Here is an 18,849-nt window from a genome sequence, read left to right on the forward strand (position 1 = left end):
AGGCGTCCGTGAAAAGCCTCAGTCCCGGCGTTCCCCGAAGACCCTCAGGATCTCCTCGGCCGCCAGCGTCGCCGTCAGCTCGCCGTCCCTGACCCGCCGCTCCAGGGAGGGCGTGACGTCCTGGACCGCCGGGTCGGCGCTCAGCCGCCGCAGCAGCTCCTCGCGGACCATCGTCCAGGTCCAGTCGACCTGCTGGTCCTGCCGCTTGGCCGTGAGGCGGCCGGTCGAGTCGAGGAGCGCCCGGTGCTGCCGCAGCCGCTCCCAGACCTCGTCGAGCCCCGCCGACTCCCGGGCGCTGCAGCTCAGGACCGGCGGCGTCCAGATCGCGTCGGCGAGTGGGGTCTCCCCTGCTCGAACGGAGTTGAGAGCTTGGGGATGCATGAGCCGCAGTGCGCCCGCCAGCTCCCGCGCGGCGGCACGGGCGTCGCGCTCGTGCGGGCCGTCCGCCTTGTTGACGGCGACCACGTCGGCCAGCTCCAGTACGCCCTTCTTGATGCCCTGGAGCTGATCGCCCGTACGGGCCAGGGTGAGCAGCAGGAACGAGTCGACCATGTTCGCGACGGCGGTCTCGGACTGGCCGACGCCCACCGTCTCCACGAGCACCACGTCGTACCCCGCGGCCTCCATCACCACCATCGACTCCCGCGTCGCCTTCGCGACCCCGCCGAGCGTGCCGGCGCTGGGGGAGGGGCGGACGAAGGCCGCCGGGTCGACGGCGAGCCGCTCCATCCGGGTCTTGTCGCCGAGGATGGAGCCGCCGGTACGGGTCGACGACGGGTCGACGGCGAGCACCGCCACCCGGTGGCCGAGCCCGGTGAGCATCGTCCCGAACGCGTCGATGAAGGTCGACTTGCCGACCCCGGGCACCCCGCTGATCCCGATCCGCACCGCCTTTCCGCTGTGCGGCAGGAGCTCGGTGAGGAGCTCCTGCGCCAGCGCACGGTGCTGGGGGCGGGTCGACTCGACGAGGGTGATCGCGCGGGCGATCACCGCCCGCTTCCCGTCGAGCACGCCCTTCACATACGTGTCGAGACCGATCACAGCTCGTGTCCGAGGTCGGCCGCCAGCCGGGTCACCAGGTCGTGGGCCGCGTCGGGGATCACCGTCCCCGGCGGGAACACGGCCGCCGCGCCCATCTCCAGGAGCGTCGCCACGTCCTGCGGCGGGATGACGCCGCCGACCACGATCATGATGTCCTCGCGGCCCTCCGCCGCCAGCTCCTCCCGCAGCGCCGGCACGAGGGTCAGGTGACCCGCGGCCAGCGACGAGACCCCGACGATGTGCACGTCCGCCTCGACGGCCTGACGCGCCACCTCGGCCGGGGTCTGGAACAGCGGGCCGACGTCCACGTCGAAGCCCAGGTCGGCGAAGGCCGTGGCGATCACCTTCTGGCCGCGGTCGTGCCCGTCCTGGCCCATCTTGGCGACCAGGATGCGCGGCCGGCGCCCCTCGGCCTCGCCGAAGGCGTCGACCAGGGCCCGGGTGCGCTCCACGGAGGGGGACTCGCCTGTCTCGGTGCGGTACACACCGGAGATCGTACGGATCTGTGCCGAGTGACGGCCGTACACCTTCTCGAGCGCCTCCGAGATCTCGCCGACGGTCGCCTTCGCGCGGGCGGCGCGCACGGCGAGCTCCAGGAGGTTGCCGTCGGCGCCGGCGGCGCGGGTGAGCGCGTCGAGCGCGTCGCGGCAGGCGGTCTCGTCGCGCTCCTCGCGCAGCCGCCGCAGCTTCTCGATCTGCTGGGCGCGGACGGAGGAGTTGTCGACCTTGAGGACGTCGATCTGCTCGTCGGACGCCACCCGGTACTTGTTGACGCCGATCACCGGCTGCCGGCCGGAGTCGATCCGGGCCTGGGTGCGGGCCGCGGCCTCCTCCACGCGCAGCTTGGGGATGCCCGCGTCGATGGCCTTGGCCATGCCGCCGGCCTGCTCGACCTCCTGGATGTGCTGCCAGGCGCGGCGGGCCAGGTCGTAGGTGAGCTTCTCGACGTACGCGCTGCCGCCCCACGGGTCGATCGTCCGGCAGGTGCCCGACTCCTGCTGCAGGAGCAGCTGCGTGTTGCGCGCGATGCGGGCGGAGAAGTCGGTGGGCAGCGCGAGCGCCTCGTCGAGGGCGTTGGTGTGCAGCGACTGGGTGTGCCCCTGGGTGGCGGCCATCGCCTCGACGCAGGTCCGCGTGACGTTGTTGAACACGTCCTGCGCGGTCAGCGACCAGCCCGAGGTCTGCGAATGCGTCCGCAGGGACAGCGACTTGGCGTTCTGCGGGTCGAACTGCCTGACCAGCTTGGCCCAGAGCAGCCGGGCCGCGCGCAGCTTGGCGATCTCCATGAAGAAGTTCATGCCGATCGCCCAGAAGAACGACAGGCGCGGCGCGAACGCGTCCACGTCGAGCCCGGCCTCACGCCCCGCGCGGATGTACTCCACTCCGTCCGCGAGCGTGTACGCCAGCTCCAGGTCGGCCGTCGCGCCCGCCTCCTGGATGTGGTACCCGGAGATGGAGATGGAGTTGTAGCGCGGCATCCGCTGCGAGGTGTACGCGAAGATGTCGGAGATGATCCGCATCGACGGACCGGGCGGATAGATGTACGTGTTGCGGACCATGAACTCCTTGAGGATGTCGTTCTGGATGGTCCCGGCCAGCTTCTCGGGCGGTACGCCCTGCTCCTCGGCGGCCACGATGTACAGCGCGAGGACCGGAAGCACCGCGCCGTTCATCGTCATCGACACGGACATCTTGTCCAGCGGGATGCCGTCGAACAGCTGCCGCATGTCGTAGATCGAGTCGATGGCCACGCCGGCCATGCCGACGTCACCGGTGACGCGCGGGTGGTCGCTGTCGTAGCCGCGGTGGGTCGGCAGGTCGAAGGCGACCGACAGGCCCTTCTGGCCGGCGGCGAGGTTGCGCCGGTAGAAGGCGTTCGACTCCTCGGCCGTGGAGAAGCCGGCGTACTGACGGATCGTCCAGGGCTGGTTGACGTACATCGTCGGGTACGGGCCGCGCAGGTACGGGGCGATGCCCGGCAGGGTGTCCAGGAAGTCCAGGCCCTCCAGGTCCTGCCCGGTGTAGAGCGGCTTGACGCCGATGCCCTCCGGGGTCTCCCAGAGCAGGTCGTCACCGCCCGCCGCCTTCTTGACGGCCGCGCGCCAGTCGTCGGGCCCGCCGTCGGCGGCCTGTGCCCCGAGCTCGATCCCGGAGAAATCGGGGATGGACATCAGGACACTCCCATGCGGTCGAGGGCGGTGGAGAGCAGGGCGACGGCGTCGCAGCCGGCGAAGACGTACGAGTCGACACCGGAGTACGCCGCGGGGCGCCCGGCCAGGAGGACGTGCTCGGCCCCGGCCGCGCGCAGCTCCCCGGCGGCGGTCTCGGCCCGCTCCTCGTACAGCGCGTCGCTGGAGCAGAGGCAGGCCTCGCGGGCGCCGCTCTCCTCGAAGGTGCCCTCGGTGACGGCCTCGATGCCGCCCGCCTGGAAGAGGTTGGCGGCGAAGGTGAGCCGGGCCGTGTGCGCGGCCGCCGGGCCGAGCGCGGCCAGGTAGACGCGGGGCCGGGCGCCGGTCGCCGCGAGGTGGGCGTCGGAGCGGGCGCGCAGCGCCTCGTACGCCTCGTCGCGCCGGACGCGGGGGAGGCCGCCGGAGAGCGGCTCGGGCGCGGGGGCGCGGTCGACGGGCTTCTCCGCGAGGTGCGGGAACTCGCTCACGCCGGTGATGGGTTCGCGGCGGGTGGCGAGCTTCCTGCTCCGCGCCGCCCAGGTCTCGGCGAGCCGCTCGCCGACCGTGCCGGAGCGCAGCGCGGCCTCCTGGCCGCCGGCCCGCTCGATCGTCTGGAAGAACTCCCAGGCGGCGTGCGCGAGTTCGTCGGTGAGCCGCTCCACGTACCAGGAGCCGCCCGCCGGGTCGATGACCCGGGACAGGTGGGACTCCTCGATGAGGACGGTGGAGGTGTTGCGGGCGATGCGGCGGGCGAAGGCGTCCGGGAGGCCCAGCGCGTCGTCGAAGGGCAGCACGGTGACGCTGTCGGCGCCGCCCACGCCGGCGGCGAGCGTCGCGATGGTGGTGCGCAGCATGTTCACCCACGGGTCGCGGCGCGTCATCATCACCGTCGAGGTCACCGCGTGCTGGCGCTGCGCGCCCGCCTCCGGGGCGCCGCAGGCGTCCGCGACACGGGCCCACAGGCGGCGCGCGGCGCGCAGCTTCGCGATCGTCAGGAACTGGTCGGCGGTGGCGGCGTAGCGGAACTCCAGCTGTCCGCAGGCCTCGCCGACGCTCAGCCCGGCCTCGGTGAGACCGCGCAGGTAGGCGACGCCGGTCGCGAGGGAGCAGCCGAGCTCCTGCGCGGCCGAGCCGCCGGCCTCGTGGTACGGCAGGGCGTCCACGGTCAGGGCCCGCAGGCCCGGGTACGCGTCGGCGCAGCGGCGCGCGAGGCCGGCGACGGACGCCAGGTCGTAGGCCGGGCGGCCGGTGCGGGCCTCGTGGCCCAGCGGGTCCGCGCCCAGGTTGCCCCGGGCGGCCTCCGGGGCGACGCCCCGCTCCTCGTACAGCTTCAGCAGTCGCTCGGCGGCCGCCTCCGTCTCGTCGCCCGCGTCGAGGACGACGGGCGCGAGGTCGAGGTAGACGCCGGCGAGGGCGTTGTCGAGGGAGGACACCGGGATGCCGCTGCCGCCGACGCCGAGCCACAGGGAGGTGACGCCGTTCTCCAGGTCGGCGAGGACGGCCTCGTTGTCGGCCGTCAGGTGCCGCTGGCGCACGTCCCAGCCGCCCACGGTGTTGCCCTCGGCGCGTCCGCCGCGCACGAAGGGCGCGAAGCCGGGGAGGCCGGGGTCGGGCGCGGAGTCGCGCGCGGTGTACAGCGGGCGGGTGTCGAGGCCGTCCTCAAGGAGGGTGGACAGGGCGTCCTCGGCGGCGGCGCCGGAGACCTCCTTGCCCGACTTGCGCAGGACACCCGCCACGAGGTGTTGCCACTGCTCATGTGGCGCGTCTGGGAATTCGGACGCCAGGGAGAGCCCGTCGTCAGGCAGGACCGTCATGGCTCGGATGCTAGGGGAGATCGACAAAGGAGCAGGAGGGCGTACGACTGTGACCTTCTTCTCTTCGTGAAGATGAGTTAGGTTAGGCTTGCCTAAGTTTGACTGTCCTGAGTCCTGGTCTCCGTCGTCCTTCTCCCCGGGAGTACGTGCATGCGTCCCTTCAGCGCCCACGCCGCGCGGCCCACGCCCGCCGAACGCGTCCGCTCCATCCTGACCGCCGCCCACTCGATGACCGTCGTCACCGACGGAGTCCACCAGGAGGTCCACCTCCTCGACGGCACCGGACCGATGGGCCACCTCCACCTCCACGACCCCTCCGAGGACTGCCCCGCCGGACGCGCCGCCCGCATCCCCGTCCGCCTCGAACTCACCGACATCGCCCCCACCCCCGTCCGCCGCCGCATCCGCGCCCGCGTCACGCTGACGGGACTGCTCTCCGCCCCGTACACCTCGGAGGCCACCACCAGCACCTGCGTGGAGTTCGGCCAGGCCCTCCTCGAGGACGACGAGGGACGCACGTACGTCACCCTCGACGAGATCCGGGCCACCGACCCCGACCCGATGGCCACGGCCGAGGCGACCATGCTCACCCACCTCGTCGACCGCCACGCCCAACTCGTCCCGCTGCTCCTCCGCCTCGTCCGGCCGCGCCCCGAACGGGAACTGGTCCGCGCCCTGCCCCTCGCCCTCGACCGGTACGGCGTCACCCTGCGCCTCGAACACCGCGCCGGCCACGACCGGGACGCCCGGCTGCCGTTCCCCACCCCCCTCACCGACATGGACCAGGCCGGCCCCCGCATCCACGCGCTCCTCACCGCCGCCCGCCGCGCCTCCCACACGGACCACCTGCTCGCCTGAGCCCGCCGTCGAGGCGGCCTCCCGCCGAGATGCCGGAGCGCCCCGGCAAGCGCACCATGGACGGCGTAGGCCCGCGTGCAGCGGGTGCCGGAACCGCTCGGGGACTTCCCTATCCGGACACGGCCACGCCATGAACGCAGGAAGCCCGGCCACAGGCCGCCCAGCACCGTCCAGAGGCGTCCTCTACCGCACAGGTCACTGGTGCGCCCGCCACTTCATCATCGTCATCGCCCTCTGGCTGGCGGCCGTCGCGGGACTCCAGGTCCTCGACCGGGCCGTCGGCGGCGAGTACGAGGACAACTTCGCCCTCCCGGGCGTGCAGTCGGCCGAAGGACTCGACGTCCTCAAGGCGCACGATCCCGCCGCCGGCGGATACAGCGCCCAGGTCGTCCTGAACGACCCCTCCAAACCCCTCACGCAGGAGGCGTCCGCGGTCAACTCCGCCGTCGCCGCCCTCGCGAAGCTCCCGGACGTCATCGGCGCGCAGAACCCGCTCCCGCCGCCCGGGACGACACCGCCGCCGCTCCCGGCCGGGACGCCCAACGTGGGGCCGCTCTCCACGGACGGCAAGACCGCCTACATCACCGTCCGCTTCAGCGTGGCCCCCTCCACCCTGGGCACCGACTACCTGAACGGCGTCGACGCCGCCGTACAGCCCCTCCGTGACGCCGGCGTCGACGTCGAGTACGGCGGTTCGCTCGGCGAACTCGCCCGCCCGACCGCCGACGACCGCAGCAGCGAGGCCATCGGCTTCGCCGTCGCGATCGTCGTCCTCCTCATCGGCTTCGGCAGCGTGATCGGCGCCGTCATGCCACTGGTCACCGCACTGCTCGGAGCGGTCTGCGGGCTGGCCCTGCTCGGCCTGATGGCGGCCGCCTTCACCTTCGGGACCGTCTCGCCCACCCTGGCCACCATGATCGGCCTGGGCGTGGGCATCGACTACGCGCTGTTCCTCATCACCCGCCACCGCCAGAACCTCATGAACGGCCACGATCCCGCCGACGCGGCCGCCCTCGCGACCACCACCAGCGGCCGTGCGGTCCTCGTCTCCGGCTGCACCGTCATCATCGCCCTGTCCGGCCTCTGGGTCTCCGGCGTCACCTTCATCGGCAAACTCGGCCTCGCGGCCGCCTTCACGGTCGTCACCGCCGTCATCGCCGCACTCACCCTGGTCCCGGCCATGCTCGGACTCGTCGGCAGACGCATCGACCGGTACCACGTCCGCAAACCCGTCGCCGAGACCGACGCCGAGCCCGGAGCGCCCGCGCACGGCACCTGGCACCGCTACGCGCAACGGGTCGAGAAGCGCCCCTGGTGGTTCCTGACCGGCGGCGTCCTCGTCCTCCTCGTGCTGGCGTTCCCCCTGCTGTTCATCCAGCTCGGCCACATCGGCGACGGCGCCGACCCCGAGTCGTTCACCGACCGGCGGGCCTACGACCTGATCTCCACCGCCTTCGGCCCCGGCGCGAACGGGCCGCTCACGGTGGTCGTCGACCAGTCGGCCGTGCCGACCGCCGACCGGGCCGATCTCGGCACCAAGCTCAAGGACGCCCTGACGGGTGTCCCCGACGCCGCCTACATCACCCCGCTCCAGACCACCTCCGACGGGGACGTCCTCGTCGGCACCGCCTACTCCGTGGCCTCCCCCCAGGACGGCAAGACCACCGAACTGACCAACCACCTGGTCGACGACGTCCTCCCGCAGGCGGTGGCCGGCACCGACGCGCAGACCTACGTCACCGGGAACACGGCCGCCCAGGTCGACTTCCTGGACATCGTCTCCAGCCGGCTGCCGCTGATCATCGCCGTCGTGGTGGGGCTCGCCTTCCTCGTCATCCTCATCGTCTTCCGCGGAGTCCTGGTCGCGGTGAAGGCGGCCGTGCTCAACGTGCTCTCCATCGCCGCCTCGTACGGCGTCGTCGTGGCCGTGTTCCAGTGGGGCTGGGGCGGACCCGCCCTCGGAGTCAACGGCAAGGTGCCCATCGAGAGCTACGTGCCGATGATGATGTTCGCCATCGTCTTCGGCCTGAGCATGGACTACGAGATCTTCCTGCTCTCCCGCGTCCGCGAGGCCTGGCTCCGCACCGGGGACGCGAAGGCCAGCGTCGCCCACGCCCTGGAGATCACCGCCCGGGTCATCACCTGCGCCGCGCTCATCATGGTCAGCGTCTTCGCGGCCTTCATCGTCTCCGACAACATCGTCGTGAAGATGCTCGGCCTCGGCCTCGCCGCCAGCGTCCTCATCGACGCCACCGTGGTGCGCCTGCTGCTCGTGCCCGCCGTGATGACCCTCCTCGGCGGCCACGCCTGGTGGACCCCGCGCTGGCTCGACCGGATCCTGCCGCACCTGGACACCGAGGGCGATGAGGCGCTCCAGGCCGAGGAAGCGACCCAGAGCGCCGGAAGGAGGTAGGGGGCGGCACGCCCGCCGGAAGGACCGGGGCGGCGGACGGCGCCCCCACGCTCAGGACCGGGAGGCGGACGCCGCCTCCCGGGCTCTCAGCCCCGCGCCAGCTCGCCGAGCAGCTTCCAGGTCCGGCGGCGGTCGTCCTCACCGCCCAGGTCCGTCGAGGTGAACACCACCTCCGTCGCCCCCGCCTCGCGATAGCGGCGCACCCCCTCGGCGACGGCCTCCTCGTCCCCGATCAGGGCCAGTTCGGCCGCCCTCTCGGCTCCGGAGAGCTCGATCACGCGCTGGTACGAGGGGATCCGCTCGTACAGCTCGTGCGCCTCCGCCGCCCTCTCCCGTACACCCTCCGCGTCCGCCGTCACCACGCCCGGCACCAGCGCCACGATCCGCGGCGCCGGCCGGCCCGCCGCCTCGGCCGCCGCCGTCACCGCCGGGACGATGTGCTCGGCGAGCGCCCGCGGACCCGCGAGGAACGGCAGGATGCCGTCGGCGAGTTCACCGCTGACCCGCAGCGCCTGCGGACCCATCGCGGCCACCAGCACCGGCACCGGCGGCCGCGCCCCCGGAACGGCCGCCGAGTACGGGGTCGTCGCCGTCAGCAGCTCCCCGTGGAAGTCGGCCTCGCCCGTCTCCAGGAGCGGCCGCAGCGCGGTGAGGAACTCCCGCAGCAGCCCGATCGGCCGCTCGTACGGCAGGCCGAACGCGGTCTCCGTCAGATACCGGGTGCCGAGGGCGAGCCCGAGGTGGTAGCGGCCGCCGGTGGCGGCCTGGGCGGTCTGCGCCTGACTGGAGACGAGCAGCGGATGGCGGCCGAAGACCGGTATCGCCGAGGTCCCCACCTGAAGCCCGGGCACCTCGCGCCCGACGATCGCGGCGAGCGAGGGCGAGTCGTACGCGAAGGACTGGCCGAACCACGCCGAGTGCAGCCCCGCGTCGTACGCCTCTCTCGCGAGCCGTACCGTGTCGTCGATCGGAAGCTGCCGGGAGGTCGAACTGAGCGTCACTCCAAGAGTCATGCATCCGGCAACCGGCCGCGCCACGACCGGCATTCCCGATTCCGTGTGAACACCGTGTGGCAGGGATGATGGGGCACATGAAGACGCTCGCAGAAGTGGACGCACTGGCCGACCGCGCGCACGCCGGACAGGTCGACAAGACCGGCGTCCCCTACGTCGCGCACGTCCGCGCGGTCGCCGCCGGCCTGGAGCCGTTCGGCCCGCACCTGGCCATGGCCGGGCTCCTGCACGACGTCATCGAGGACACCGGGTGGACGGCCGGACGGCTGCGCGCCGCCGGGATCCCCGACGCGGTCGTCGCCCTCGTCGAAGCCGTCACCAACCACCCGGACACGCCCTACGGGGAGAAGCTCCGCCGCATCGCCGAGAACCCCGGCGCCACCCTCGTGAAGATCGCCGACAACGCGCACAACAGCCGCGCGGACCGGGCCGCGGCCCTGCCCCCCGCCCAGCGCGAACGGCTCGCCGCCAAGTACCGGGCGGCCCGGGCGGTCCTGTGGCCGGCGGCCGACCCCGCCGACATCGCGACGATCCTCCGGGTCGTCAACCCCGACCTGCTCGCCGAACTCACCGGGACGACCGGCCCGGCCTGACGGGCACGCGGACCCGGGACGGGCCCGAAGCCCGTCCCCGGCCGGACGGGTCTCAGGCCTGACGGCCCGCGACCCAGCCCGTCAGCTCCGTCGGGCGGTTGGTGATGATCCCGTCCACGCCCAGCTCGTCGAGGGCCTTCCAGCGGGCCGAGCTGTCGACCGTCCACACGTTCACGGCCACGCCCGCCGCATGCAGCTCGTCGAGCGCCGCCGGGCGCACGGAGAGACCCTTGTCCGACACGTTGTACGCGGCCAGGTGCAGGTCCTGGGCGACGGCGACCGGATCGGCGTCCAGGCTGTCGCGCAGCAGACCCAGCGGCAGCTCGGGCGCCAGCTCGTGGACCCACCGCAGGGAAGTGACCTCGAAGCTCTGGACGAAGACCCGGGCCGTCATGTTCTGGTCCCGGACCTCACGCACGATCCGCTCCACCTCGGCCTCGGTCTGCCGGCCCTTGATCTCCAGGAGCAGATTGCCGCCCCGCGTCCGCAGGTCCGTCAACTGGGCGGCCAGCGTCGGGACGCGCGCGCCGGCGAAGGCCGGGGCGAACCAGGAACCGGCGTCGAGGGCGTTCACCTGGTCGGAGGTCAACGAGCGGAGCGCGCCCGTGCCGTCCGTCGTCCGGTCGACGGTCGCGTCGTGAAGGACGTACGGCACGCCGTCCTTGCAGGGCTGGACGTCGTTCTCGATCCACTTGGTCCCGCCCCGCCGGGCGACCTCGTCGGCGACCAGTGTGTTCTCCGGCGCAGCGGACGAGGCGCCCCGGTGGGCGAAGACGGTCAGGGGAGCACCGGACAGCCGCATCCACCGGCTCGCCGCGGCCGCGCCCGAAGGCGCGTGCCGCTGGGTCGCCGCGAGCGTGGGCGAAGGCGCGTGCCGCGGTGCGCGCGGGGCCGACTCGGCGGCCAGGGCGGGCGAGGCGGAGAGGACCAGGGCCGTGGCGACCAGCGCTGCCGGGCCGTAACCGAGGCGCCTGAGGTTCCAGGACCGGGGCGCGCGGGGCGGGAGGTGGTTCATGGACGCAGAGCTTAGGGATGGACGGTGGCCGGGCCGGGGCCCCACACCGGACGGGACGTGACGAGTCGACAAAGCCCGGGCGCCGGCGGGTGACGCGACACGACACGACGTGCCGGGCAAGCCCCTTCGTCGAATCGTCCGGTCTGCGGCATCGTGGGTCATGTGCCCGCAGCCGCGCCATCGGGGGACCGCGGCCGGGCGTACCGAGTCAGGGGGACTCATGGACACCGGAACGGCACGGAGAACGGGCGGCGTCGCGGAGACGGCCGCGCCGCCCCGCCAGGAACGCGGACGGGGAGTGCTCGAAGGAGCGTTCGCCCTGCTCGACGCCCTCCGCAGGAACGGCGACGAGGCCGGAGTGACCGAACTCGCGCTCGCCTGCGGGGTGCCCAAGGGCAGCGTCCACCGGCTCCTCGACCAACTGGTCGGCCTCGGCGCCGTCGAACGCAGGGGCAACCGCTACCGCGTCGGCCCGCAGCTGTACCGCCTCGGCCAGGCCTGGGAACCGCACCCCGGACTGCGCACCGCCGCCCGCCTGCCCCTCCAGCGGCTGAGGGCCGTCACCGGCGCCAGCGTCGTCCTCACCGTGCTGCGCGAGGACATGGCCCTCACCGTGAGCTCGGTACCGGGCGAGCTGGAGCCGCTGCTCCCCGTACGCGACGGGATCGCCTTCCACCTCGACACCGCCGCGGGGAAGGCGCTGCGCGGACCGCTCGGGGGCGGGGCCGTGTTCGACCGCGAGGACGTCATGGAAGGGGTGTGCTGCGCCTCGCTGCCGGTCCGCGCCCCGGACGGCCGTACGGTCGCCGCGCTCGCCGGCATGGTCCCGGCCGGCCGCCGACTCGACGCGCTCGCCCAGGCCGTCGCCGAGGCGGGGGCAGCGGTCACCCGCGCGCTCGCCCGGGGCGGGCGGCGAAGACCGGTGCCGTCGGCCGCGCTCGTCCTGTAGTCCCTTGAATTCCGGGCCTGTTCCGCCCAGTGGAACGCGCGTAGAGCCGGGGCGGGCCCGCCGGGCACAGTAGGTGTCGTGCCGGGGGGAAACGGCACACCGGGGCCGCCGGGGAAGGCGGACCGGACACCATGTCACACGCGTGACCCGAAGTGTGGGGGGACCACATGCGCAAGAACCGAGTCGTCCGAACGGCCGCCACCGCCCTGCTCGGGCTCGGCAGCCTCGGCGCCTTCGCCGGCACCGCGCACGCCGAGCCGATCGACTACGTGAAGATCGAGCTGTTCGAACTGCACTGCCAGCAGAACAGCGAGGGCGACCACGACGAGGCCTACCTCAAGATCACCGACGCCAACGGCAACGCCGTCAAGGTCTGGCCCGGCAACGGCATCAAGTACCAGACCATGGGCACCGGTTACGTCCGCTCCATGGAGGACGGCAACGCCAACGCCGCGCTCATCCTCGGCAAGGAGCAGGCCCGCACCCTGACCCTGTGGGACTACGACTCCACCAGCAGCGACGACAAGCTGGGCGCCACGCTCGTCACCGGCAGCGAGGTCGGCGCCGAGACCCAGTGGCGCACCGTCGAGGGCTCCGGCGGCATCTACGTCATCGGCTACCGGGTCGTCGACATCTGATCGGGGACCGACACCCGGGGAAGGGCCGTGCCGGTCGCCGGCACGGCCCTTCCCCACGTCCGCCGTCAGTCCCCGTCGGGCGCGTGCAGCTCGCCCGAACGCGCCACCCGCGCGTACCAGCGGGCGCTGGACTTCGGGGTGCGCTCCAGGGTGTCGTAGTCCACCCGCACCGCGCCGAACCGCTTCGCATACCCGTACGCCCACTCGAAGTTGTCGAGCAGCGACCAGAGGAAGTAGCCGCGCACGTCCACCCCGTCCGACAGCGCCCGGTGCACCGCCTCCAGGTGCGCGTGCACATAGGCGGCGCGCTCCGGGTCGTGCACCGAACCGTCCGGGCCGACGACGTCCTCGTACGCCGCCCCGTTCTCGCTGATCACCAGCGGAAGACCGGGGTACGCGGCGGAGACCCGGGTCAGCAGGTCGTACAGCGCGCTCGGGTCGACCGCCCAGCCCATCGCCGTCGGCTCGCCCGGCGCCCGGTGGAAGGCGACCGCGTCCGCGCCGGGCCACGGCGAGTGCTCGCTGTTGCCGTGGCCGTCGTCCTGCGGCTTCTCCGCGCCCTCCGGCACGTGCGAGACGACCGTCGGCGTGTAGTAGTTGATCGCGAGGAGGTCCAGCGGCTGGTCGGCCGTCGCGGTGTCGCCGTCCCGGACGAAGGACCAGTCGGTCAGGTGAGCCGTGTCGGCGAGCAGGTCCTCCGGGTAGGCGCCCTCCAGCATCGGGCCCAGCCAGACCCGGTTGCCGACGGCGTCGATGCGGCGGGCCGCGTCCAGGTCCTCGGCCGAAGTGGTTAGCGGCCGGATCTCGTGCAGGTTCAGCGAGACCGCGAGCTGCCGGTCCGCCGGCAGCGAGTCGCGCAGGGCCTGGACCGCCAGACCGTGCCCGAGGTTGAGGTGGTGGGCCGCGCGCAGCGAGGCCACCGGGTCGGTGCGGCCCGGGGCGTGCACCCCGGAGCCGTACCCCAGGAAGGCGCTGCACCAGGGCTCGTTGAGCGTGGTCCACCGCTTCACCCGGTCGCCGACGGCGTCCGCGACGATCCCCGCGTACTCGGCGAAGCGCTCGGCGGTCGACCGCTCGGGCCAGCCGCCCGCGTCCTCCAGCTCCTGCGGCAGGTCCCAGTGGTAGAGGGTCAGGGCCGGCTCGATCCCGGCGGCGAGCAGCTCGTCGACGAGCCGGCGGTAGAAGTCGAGCCCCTGCTGGACGGCCGGGCCCCGGCCGGTGGGCTGGACACGGGACCAGGAGACGGAGAACCGGTAGGCGTTCAGGCCGAGTTCGGCCATGATCCCGACGTCCTCGCGGAACCGGTGGTAGTGGTCCACGGCCACGTCGCCGGTGTGGCCCTCGAAGACCTTGCCGGGCGTGTGCGAGAAGGTGTCCCAGATGGACGGGGTACGGCCGTCCTCCGCCGCCGCCCCCTCGATCTGGTACGCGGCGGTGGCGGCGCCCCACAGGAAGTCGGCGGGGAACGAGCGGACGGCGGTGAGCGGCCGGGTTTCGGGCGCGGTCATAGGAGAGGGCTCCCAACACGGGTACGGGGTGACGGAGACGGGTGGCCGGTCAGCTCTTCACGGCGCCGGCGGTGATGCCGCCGACGATGTGCTTGCCGAGGAAGGCGAAGACGAGCAGCAGCGGCACGGTGGAGATCAGGGCGCCGGTCAGCACCACGGCGTGGTCCACGGTGTGGTTGCCCGCGCCGAGGCCGGCGAGCGCCACCTGGAGGGTGGGACTGCCGTCCGGGGTGAGCGCGATGAACGGCCAGAAGAAGTCGTTCCAGGCCTGGACGAAGACCAGCATGCCGAGCACGGCCATCGCGGGCCTGGCCACCGGGAAGACGACGTGCCAGATGATCCGCAGGCTGTGCGCCCCGTCCATCCGGGCCGCCTCGACCAGTTCCACCGGCAGGGCCTCGACCAGGAACTGGCGCATGAAGAACACACCGAAGGCGGCGACCAGCGAGGGCAGCACGACCGACTGGAGCTGGTCGAACCAGCCGAGGTCCGTGATGATCTGGTACAGCGGGATCACGCTGAGCTGCGGCGGGATCGTCATCGTGGCGACCACGAGCGAGAGCAGCATGCCCCGGCCCCGGAAGGGCAGTTTGGCGAAGGCGAAGCCGGCGAGCGTGGAGAACAGCACGGTGGACAGCGCCACCAGGCTCGCCACGACCGTGGTGTTGACCAGCGCCTCGCCCATGTCGACCTGGTTCCAGGCGAAGCTGAGGTTGTCCAGGAGCCGCTTGCCGGGCAGCAGCGGCGCCGGGGCCTCCACGACCCGCTCCCCGGTGTGGGAGGCGGCGACCACGTTCCAGTACAGCGGGAACAGCGAGACGACGGCGGCGAGGACGAGCAGGACGTACGTCAGCGGACCCGCGTGGTGCTGCCGGCCGGCCGTCTGACGGAACCGGCGACCGGGCGCGGACGCGGCCGGGGGCGCCGGGCGGGGTGCTGCGAGTGTGCGGGCCATGAGGTCATCCCCCCAGCTTCTTGCGGTTGTGGCGGGAGACGAGCGCCTGCACGCCGCCGATCAGGAGGAGCAGCAGGAGCATGACCCAGGCGATCGCGGAGGCCTGCCCGAGCGCGCCGGTCACCCAGCCCTTCTCGTACATCAGCAGGCTCAGCGTCTGGAACTGGTTGCCGCTGCCGCCGCTGATCCCGACGCTGCCGCCGTAGAGCATCGGCTCACCGAAGAGCTGGGTGGCGCCGATGGTGGAGACGATGATCGTGAAGAGGATCGTCGGCCGGATCGACGGGATGGTGACGCTGATGAACTGCCGCCAGCGTGACGCCCCGTCGAGCGAGGCCGCCTCGTACAGGTCCTGCGGCACGGCCTGCATCGCGGCCAGGTAGATCAGCGCGTTGTAGCCGGTCCAGCGCCAGGTGACGATCACCGAGATCGCGATCTGCGCGGGCCACTTGGACGACTCCCAGTTCACCGGGTCGATGCCGATCCAGCCGAGCAGGCCGTTGATCATGCCGTAGTCGGTGTTGAACAGCTGGGCGAAGACCAGGGTCGCCGCCGCGATCGAGGTGGCGTACGGGGCGAGGATCGCGACCCGGAAGAAGCCGCGGCCGCGGAGCTTGTAGTTGAGCAGGTGCGCCAGGCCCAGGGCCATGAGCAGCTGCGGGACGGTGGAGATCACCCCGATGGTGAAGGTGTTCAGCAGCGCGTTCCAGAAGAACTCGCTGGTGGCGAGGTCGGTGTAGTTCTCCAGGCCCTTCCACGTCGGGTCTCCGCCGAGCTCGACCCGGTTCAGCGAGAGCCAGCCCGTGTAGAGCAGCGGGAAGAGGCCGAAGGCCGCGAAGGTGAGGAAGAAGGGGGCGATGAAGACGTACGGGATCGCCTTGATGTCCCAGCGGTAGAGCCTGCTGCGCAGGCCGCCGGGGGAGGGGCGGCGGCGCCGGGAGCCGGGGGAGGAGGGCGGTGCTGCGGGCGGCGGGGAGCCGGCCCGCTCCGCCCGGACGGAGGTGGCCACGGGGGCGTCCTTCCAGGTCGATGCGTGCGGTGGTGCGGACGGTGCCGGTCCGCCGCCCGGCAGGCGGCGGCGGACCGGCAGGCGCCCCCGCTACTGGTCGATCTTGTCGTCGACCAGCTTCTTGACGTTCTCCCAGGCCTTGGCCGGGTCGGTGCCGCGCTGCTCGATGTCGAGGATGCCGTTGTCGGTGAGGAAGGTCTTCACCTGGCCGTCGTAGCGGCTGATGGTGGCCGGGGTGATGCCGACCGCCGCGCCGGCGAAGATCTTGCCGACCGGGGTGTCGCCGAAGTACGGCAGCTTCGCCTCCTGGACCGCCGAGGAGAGGAGCGTGTCCTTGGACGAGGGGATGTTGCCGTTCACCGCGAACACCTTGGCGTGCTGCGCGGGCGCGGTCAGCCAGGCCGCCAGCTCGGCGGCCTCCTTGGTGTGCTTGCCGGACTTCGGTACGGCGAGGAAGGAGCCGCCCCAGTTGCCGGCGACCGGCGGCGCGGCGATGTCCCACTTGCCCTGGTTGGCGGGGCCGGCCTGGTCCTTGATGATGCCGGTCATCCAGCTCGGGCAGGCGACGGTGGCGAACTTCGAGTTCTTGAAGGCCGCGTTCCACGTGCCCTTCTCGTCGAACTGGCGCAGCTTGGCGGTCAGTCCGCCCTGGGCCGCCTTCACGGCGGTCTCCCAGGCCTGCTTCACGCCGGGGCTGTTCTCCCAGTCGAGCTCGCCGCTCGCGTTGGCGTACTGCACCGGGTCGCTGGAGACGACCGCGTTGAAGAGGCCGCTCGCCGAGTCGTGGAAGGCGGTGCCGGCGGGCGCCGCCGCCTTGTACTTCTCACCGGCGTCGAGGAACTTGGACCAGTCGCCGGCCCACAGCTTGGACACCTCCTCGCGGGTGGTGGGCAGCTTGGCCTTGGCGAAGAGGTCCTTGTTGTAGCAGATCGCCATCGGGCCGATGTCGGTGCCGAGGCCGATGACCTTTCCGTCGCCGGTCGTCGCCTGCTTGACCTTCCAGTCGAGGAAGTCGCCGAGGTTCGCGCCGCCCTCCTTGCCCAGGTCGACCCACTTGTTCGCCATGGCCGTGCCGGTCGCCTCGGCGATGTAGCCCACCTCGACGGCCTGGATGTCGGCGACGCCGCTGTTCTGCGTGAGGCGCAGCTTCAGCGTGTCCCAGTACTTCTGGCCGTCGGAGACGTTCGACTCCTCGATCTTGATGTTCGGGTGGAGCCGCTCGTACTCGGCGTAGAGCTTGGCGCCGGTCTTGTCGTCGTAGCCGAAGGAACCGAAGGTCCCGATCCGCAGCGTGATCTTCCCGGAGCCCTGGCCGCTCGTGCCGCCCTTGCCGCCGTCGTCGTCGCTGCCGCAACCGGTGAGCAGGGTCGTGCCGGTCACGACGACGGCGACCGCCGCGATCGCCGCACGGCGTCCGCGTCTGCTGCTGGAAGTGCGCATTCCACTCTCCTCGTCCAAGGTGGTGCTCTTTGTGCGCCAAGAGGCCCGGCCGGCTGATCGCGGCTCGGCGGCGCCTGCCAGACCCGATGCAAGGCTGTGTCGCTTCCCGTCGGGCCCGCTGGACCGGTGGGTCCGACGGTTCTGATGGGAGCGCTCCCACGTCGTTGCCGGAAGGTTGCTGCCTGGCGGGTGCGAGTGTCAAGACATGAACGCGGATTCGTTACCGGAAGGTTTTCCGGGGGTTTCGCGGCACCCTGCGGCCATCCAGCCGTCATCTCCTGAACGCGGGTGCGTGGCGCGGCGAGGTGTGGTGGGCTACCGTGGGAGCGCTCCCATTCCTCTGTGGGTGTCGATGAGCAGCGCGTGGTCCTACGAGGGGAGTTCGGGATTCGTGAACGGACGGCAGAGCGGCAGACCCACCCTGGAGCAGGTCGCGGCCAGGGCCGGGGTCGGCCGGGGCACGGTCTCCCGGGTGATCAACGGCTCCCCCCGGGTGAGCGAACAGACCAGAACGGCCGTCGCCCGCGCCGTCGCCGAACTCGGCTACGTACCCAACCAGGCCGCCCGCGCCCTGGCCGGCAGCCGTACCGACGCGGTCGCCCTCGTCATCCCCGAGGCCGAGGCCCGGCTCTTCGCCGAGCCGTACTTCCTCGACCTCATCCGTGGGGTCAGCGCCGAACTGGCCGAGGCCGACAAGCAGTTGCTGCTCACCCTGGTCCGCAGCGAGCAGGAGCGGCAGCGCTTCGAGCAGTACCTCGCCGCCCAGCGCGTCGACGGGGTGCTGCTCGCCTCGGTCCACGGCGACGACCCGCTGCCCGAGCGCATCAGGGAACTGGGCCTCCCGGTCGTGATGAACGGCCGCCGCACGGAGGCCGAGCCCGTGCCGTACGTGGACTCCGACAACATCGGCGCCGGACGCACGGCCGTCGCCCACCTGGTGGGGCGCGGCCGGAGCCGCATCGCGACCGTCACCGGACCCCTCGACATGTACGTGGCCCGGGCCCGGCTCGGCGGCTACCGGGCCGGTCTCACGGAGGCCGGCCTCGGCCCCGACGAGACGCTCGTCGCCAACGGCGACTTCACCGAGGAGGGCGGCCGGCGCGCCATGCGGGAGCTCCTCGACCGCAGCCCGGACCTGGACGCCGTCTTCGCCGCCTCCGACGTCATGGCGGCCGGCGCGCGCGGGGTGCTGCGGGAGGCGGGCCGCCGGGTGCCCGAGGACGTCGCGCTCGTCGGGGTCGACGACTCGCCGGTGGCGCGGCTCATGGACCCGCCCCTGACGAGCGTGCGGCAGCCCATCGAGGAGATGGGCCGCACGATGGCACGGATGCTCATCAGGGAGACCCACGAGAGCACCGGGGCTCCCGAGGAGGCGCGCCGGCACGTGCTGCCGACGGAGCTGATCGTGCGGGAGTCGAGCTGAGCGCGCGCGTAC

15 protein-coding genes are annotated in these 18,849 nt (G+C 72.4%); 6 read left to right on the forward strand and 9 right to left on the reverse strand.

From position 1 onward, the window contains the following. Positions 1-18 precede the first annotated feature (18 nt). Genes meaB through AB5J54_RS34145 form a run of 3 tightly spaced genes read right to left on the reverse strand, consistent with a single transcriptional unit; the run spans position 19 to position 5,023 of the window. Positions 19-1,041: a methylmalonyl Co-A mutase-associated GTPase MeaB gene (gene meaB, locus AB5J54_RS34135; protein WP_369147787.1), complete on the reverse strand. Its 1,023-nt coding sequence runs from the start codon at positions 1,039-1,041 to the stop codon at positions 19-21. After that, positions 1,038-3,212: a methylmalonyl-CoA mutase gene (scpA, locus tag AB5J54_RS34140; protein WP_369147788.1), complete on the reverse strand. Its 2,175-nt coding sequence runs from the start codon at positions 3,210-3,212 to the stop codon at positions 1,038-1,040. Before scpA ends, meaB begins: the two co-directional genes overlap by 4 nt. Continuing rightward, a complete protein-coding gene (locus AB5J54_RS34145; RefSeq protein ID WP_369147789.1) occupies positions 3,212-5,023 on the reverse strand; it encodes a methylmalonyl-CoA mutase family protein in 1,812 nt (603 codons plus the stop codon). The genes scpA and AB5J54_RS34145 overlap by 1 nt, the downstream gene beginning before the upstream one ends. 150 nt (positions 5,024-5,173) lie before the next feature. Between AB5J54_RS34145 and AB5J54_RS34150 the strand changes: the two genes are divergently transcribed. After that, a complete protein-coding gene (locus AB5J54_RS34150) occupies positions 5,174-5,881 on the forward strand; it encodes a DUF2470 domain-containing protein (RefSeq protein ID WP_369147790.1) in 708 nt (235 codons plus the stop codon). Positions 5,882-6,011: 130 nt separating this feature from the next. Then, the gene (locus AB5J54_RS34155) at positions 6,012-8,294 is read left to right on the forward strand and encodes an MMPL family transporter (protein WP_369147791.1); all 2,283 of its coding nucleotides are present in this window, start codon (positions 6,012-6,014) and stop codon (positions 8,292-8,294) included. Between the two features lie 86 nt (positions 8,295-8,380). On the opposite strand, the gene AB5J54_RS34160 is transcribed toward AB5J54_RS34155, so the two are convergent. Continuing rightward, positions 8,381-9,307, reverse strand: coding sequence for an LLM class F420-dependent oxidoreductase (locus AB5J54_RS34160; RefSeq protein ID WP_369147792.1), 927 nt, complete (start codon positions 9,305-9,307; stop codon positions 8,381-8,383). Positions 9,308-9,384: 77 nt separating this feature from the next. Between AB5J54_RS34160 and AB5J54_RS34165 the strand changes: the two genes are divergently transcribed. Beyond that, complete coding sequence (locus AB5J54_RS34165) at positions 9,385-9,900, forward strand: HD domain-containing protein (protein WP_369147793.1); 516 nt, start codon at positions 9,385-9,387, stop codon at positions 9,898-9,900. A 52-nt stretch (positions 9,901-9,952) separates the two neighbouring features. Here AB5J54_RS34165 and AB5J54_RS34170 read toward each other — a convergent pair whose 3' ends face one another. Beyond that, on the reverse strand, positions 9,953-10,915 hold the full coding sequence (locus tag AB5J54_RS34170) for a glycerophosphodiester phosphodiesterase (protein WP_369147794.1): 963 nt from the start codon (positions 10,913-10,915) through the stop codon (positions 9,953-9,955). 220 nt (positions 10,916-11,135) lie between these two features. On the opposite strand from AB5J54_RS34170, the gene AB5J54_RS34175 reads away from it, so the two are divergent. Beyond that, a complete protein-coding gene (locus AB5J54_RS34175; RefSeq protein WP_369147795.1) occupies positions 11,136-11,864 on the forward strand; it encodes an IclR family transcriptional regulator in 729 nt (242 codons plus the stop codon). A gap of 167 nt (positions 11,865-12,031) precedes the next feature. Next, entirely contained in the window at positions 12,032-12,502 is a 471-nt protein-coding gene (locus tag AB5J54_RS34180; RefSeq protein WP_369147796.1) for a hypothetical protein, read from the forward strand. A 65-nt stretch (positions 12,503-12,567) separates the two neighbouring features. Here AB5J54_RS34180 and AB5J54_RS34185 read toward each other — a convergent pair whose 3' ends face one another. From AB5J54_RS34185 to AB5J54_RS34200, 4 genes are all read right to left on the reverse strand, one after another. Beyond that, positions 12,568-14,010 carry a GH1 family beta-glucosidase gene (locus AB5J54_RS34185; protein WP_369147797.1) on the reverse strand — a complete coding sequence of 481 codons (1,443 nt, stop codon included), beginning with the start codon at positions 14,008-14,010 and terminating at the stop codon, positions 12,568-12,570. A gap of 49 nt (positions 14,011-14,059) precedes the next feature. Further along, entirely contained in the window at positions 14,060-14,965 is a 906-nt protein-coding gene (locus AB5J54_RS34190; protein ID WP_369147798.1) for a carbohydrate ABC transporter permease, read from the reverse strand. A gap of 4 nt (positions 14,966-14,969) precedes the next feature. Beyond that, complete coding sequence (locus AB5J54_RS34195) at positions 14,970-15,974, reverse strand: carbohydrate ABC transporter permease (RefSeq protein ID WP_369147799.1); 1,005 nt, start codon at positions 15,972-15,974, stop codon at positions 14,970-14,972. A gap of 90 nt (positions 15,975-16,064) precedes the next feature. Further along, complete coding sequence (locus AB5J54_RS34200; RefSeq protein ID WP_369147800.1) at positions 16,065-17,414, reverse strand: ABC transporter substrate-binding protein; 1,350 nt, start codon at positions 17,412-17,414, stop codon at positions 16,065-16,067. A 352-nt stretch (positions 17,415-17,766) separates the two neighbouring features. On the opposite strand from AB5J54_RS34200, the gene AB5J54_RS34205 reads away from it, so the two are divergent. After that, a complete protein-coding gene (locus AB5J54_RS34205; protein ID WP_369147801.1) occupies positions 17,767-18,837 on the forward strand; it encodes a LacI family DNA-binding transcriptional regulator in 1,071 nt (356 codons plus the stop codon). Positions 18,838-18,849 lie beyond the last annotated feature (12 nt).

The organism is Streptomyces sp. R44 (assembly GCF_041053105.1).
Taxonomy (GTDB): Bacteria; Actinomycetota; Actinomycetes; order Streptomycetales; family Streptomycetaceae; genus Streptomyces.

Excerpts from the sequence above, each read along its gene's own strand:
- AB5J54_RS34200 (WP_369147800.1), bottom strand. The coding sequence starts at position 17,414 with ATGCGCACTTCCAGCAGCAGACGCGGACGCCGTGCGGCGATCGCGGCG.
- AB5J54_RS34165 (WP_369147793.1), top strand. The coding sequence starts at position 9,385 with ATGAAGACGCTCGCAGAAGTGGACGCACTGGCCGACCGCGCGCACGCC.
- AB5J54_RS34170 (WP_369147794.1), bottom strand. The coding sequence starts at position 10,915 with ATGAACCACCTCCCGCCCCGCGCGCCCCGGTCCTGGAACCTCAGGCGC.
- AB5J54_RS34145 (WP_369147789.1), bottom strand. The coding sequence starts at position 5,023 with ATGACGGTCCTGCCTGACGACGGGCTCTCCCTGGCGTCCGAATTCCCA.
- AB5J54_RS34175 (WP_369147795.1), top strand. The coding sequence starts at position 11,136 with ATGGACACCGGAACGGCACGGAGAACGGGCGGCGTCGCGGAGACGGCC.
- scpA (WP_369147788.1), bottom strand. The coding sequence starts at position 3,212 with ATGTCCATCCCCGATTTCTCCGGGATCGAGCTCGGGGCACAGGCCGCC.
- AB5J54_RS34190 (WP_369147798.1), bottom strand. The coding sequence starts at position 14,965 with ATGGCCCGCACACTCGCAGCACCCCGCCCGGCGCCCCCGGCCGCGTCC.
- AB5J54_RS34150 (WP_369147790.1), top strand. The coding sequence starts at position 5,174 with ATGCGTCCCTTCAGCGCCCACGCCGCGCGGCCCACGCCCGCCGAACGC.
- AB5J54_RS34180 (WP_369147796.1), top strand. The coding sequence starts at position 12,032 with ATGCGCAAGAACCGAGTCGTCCGAACGGCCGCCACCGCCCTGCTCGGG.
- AB5J54_RS34185 (WP_369147797.1), bottom strand. The coding sequence starts at position 14,010 with ATGACCGCGCCCGAAACCCGGCCGCTCACCGCCGTCCGCTCGTTCCCC.
- AB5J54_RS34155 (WP_369147791.1), top strand. The coding sequence starts at position 6,012 with ATGAACGCAGGAAGCCCGGCCACAGGCCGCCCAGCACCGTCCAGAGGC.
- AB5J54_RS34205 (WP_369147801.1), top strand. The coding sequence starts at position 17,767 with ATGAGCAGCGCGTGGTCCTACGAGGGGAGTTCGGGATTCGTGAACGGA.
- AB5J54_RS34160 (WP_369147792.1), bottom strand. The coding sequence starts at position 9,307 with ATGACTCTTGGAGTGACGCTCAGTTCGACCTCCCGGCAGCTTCCGATC.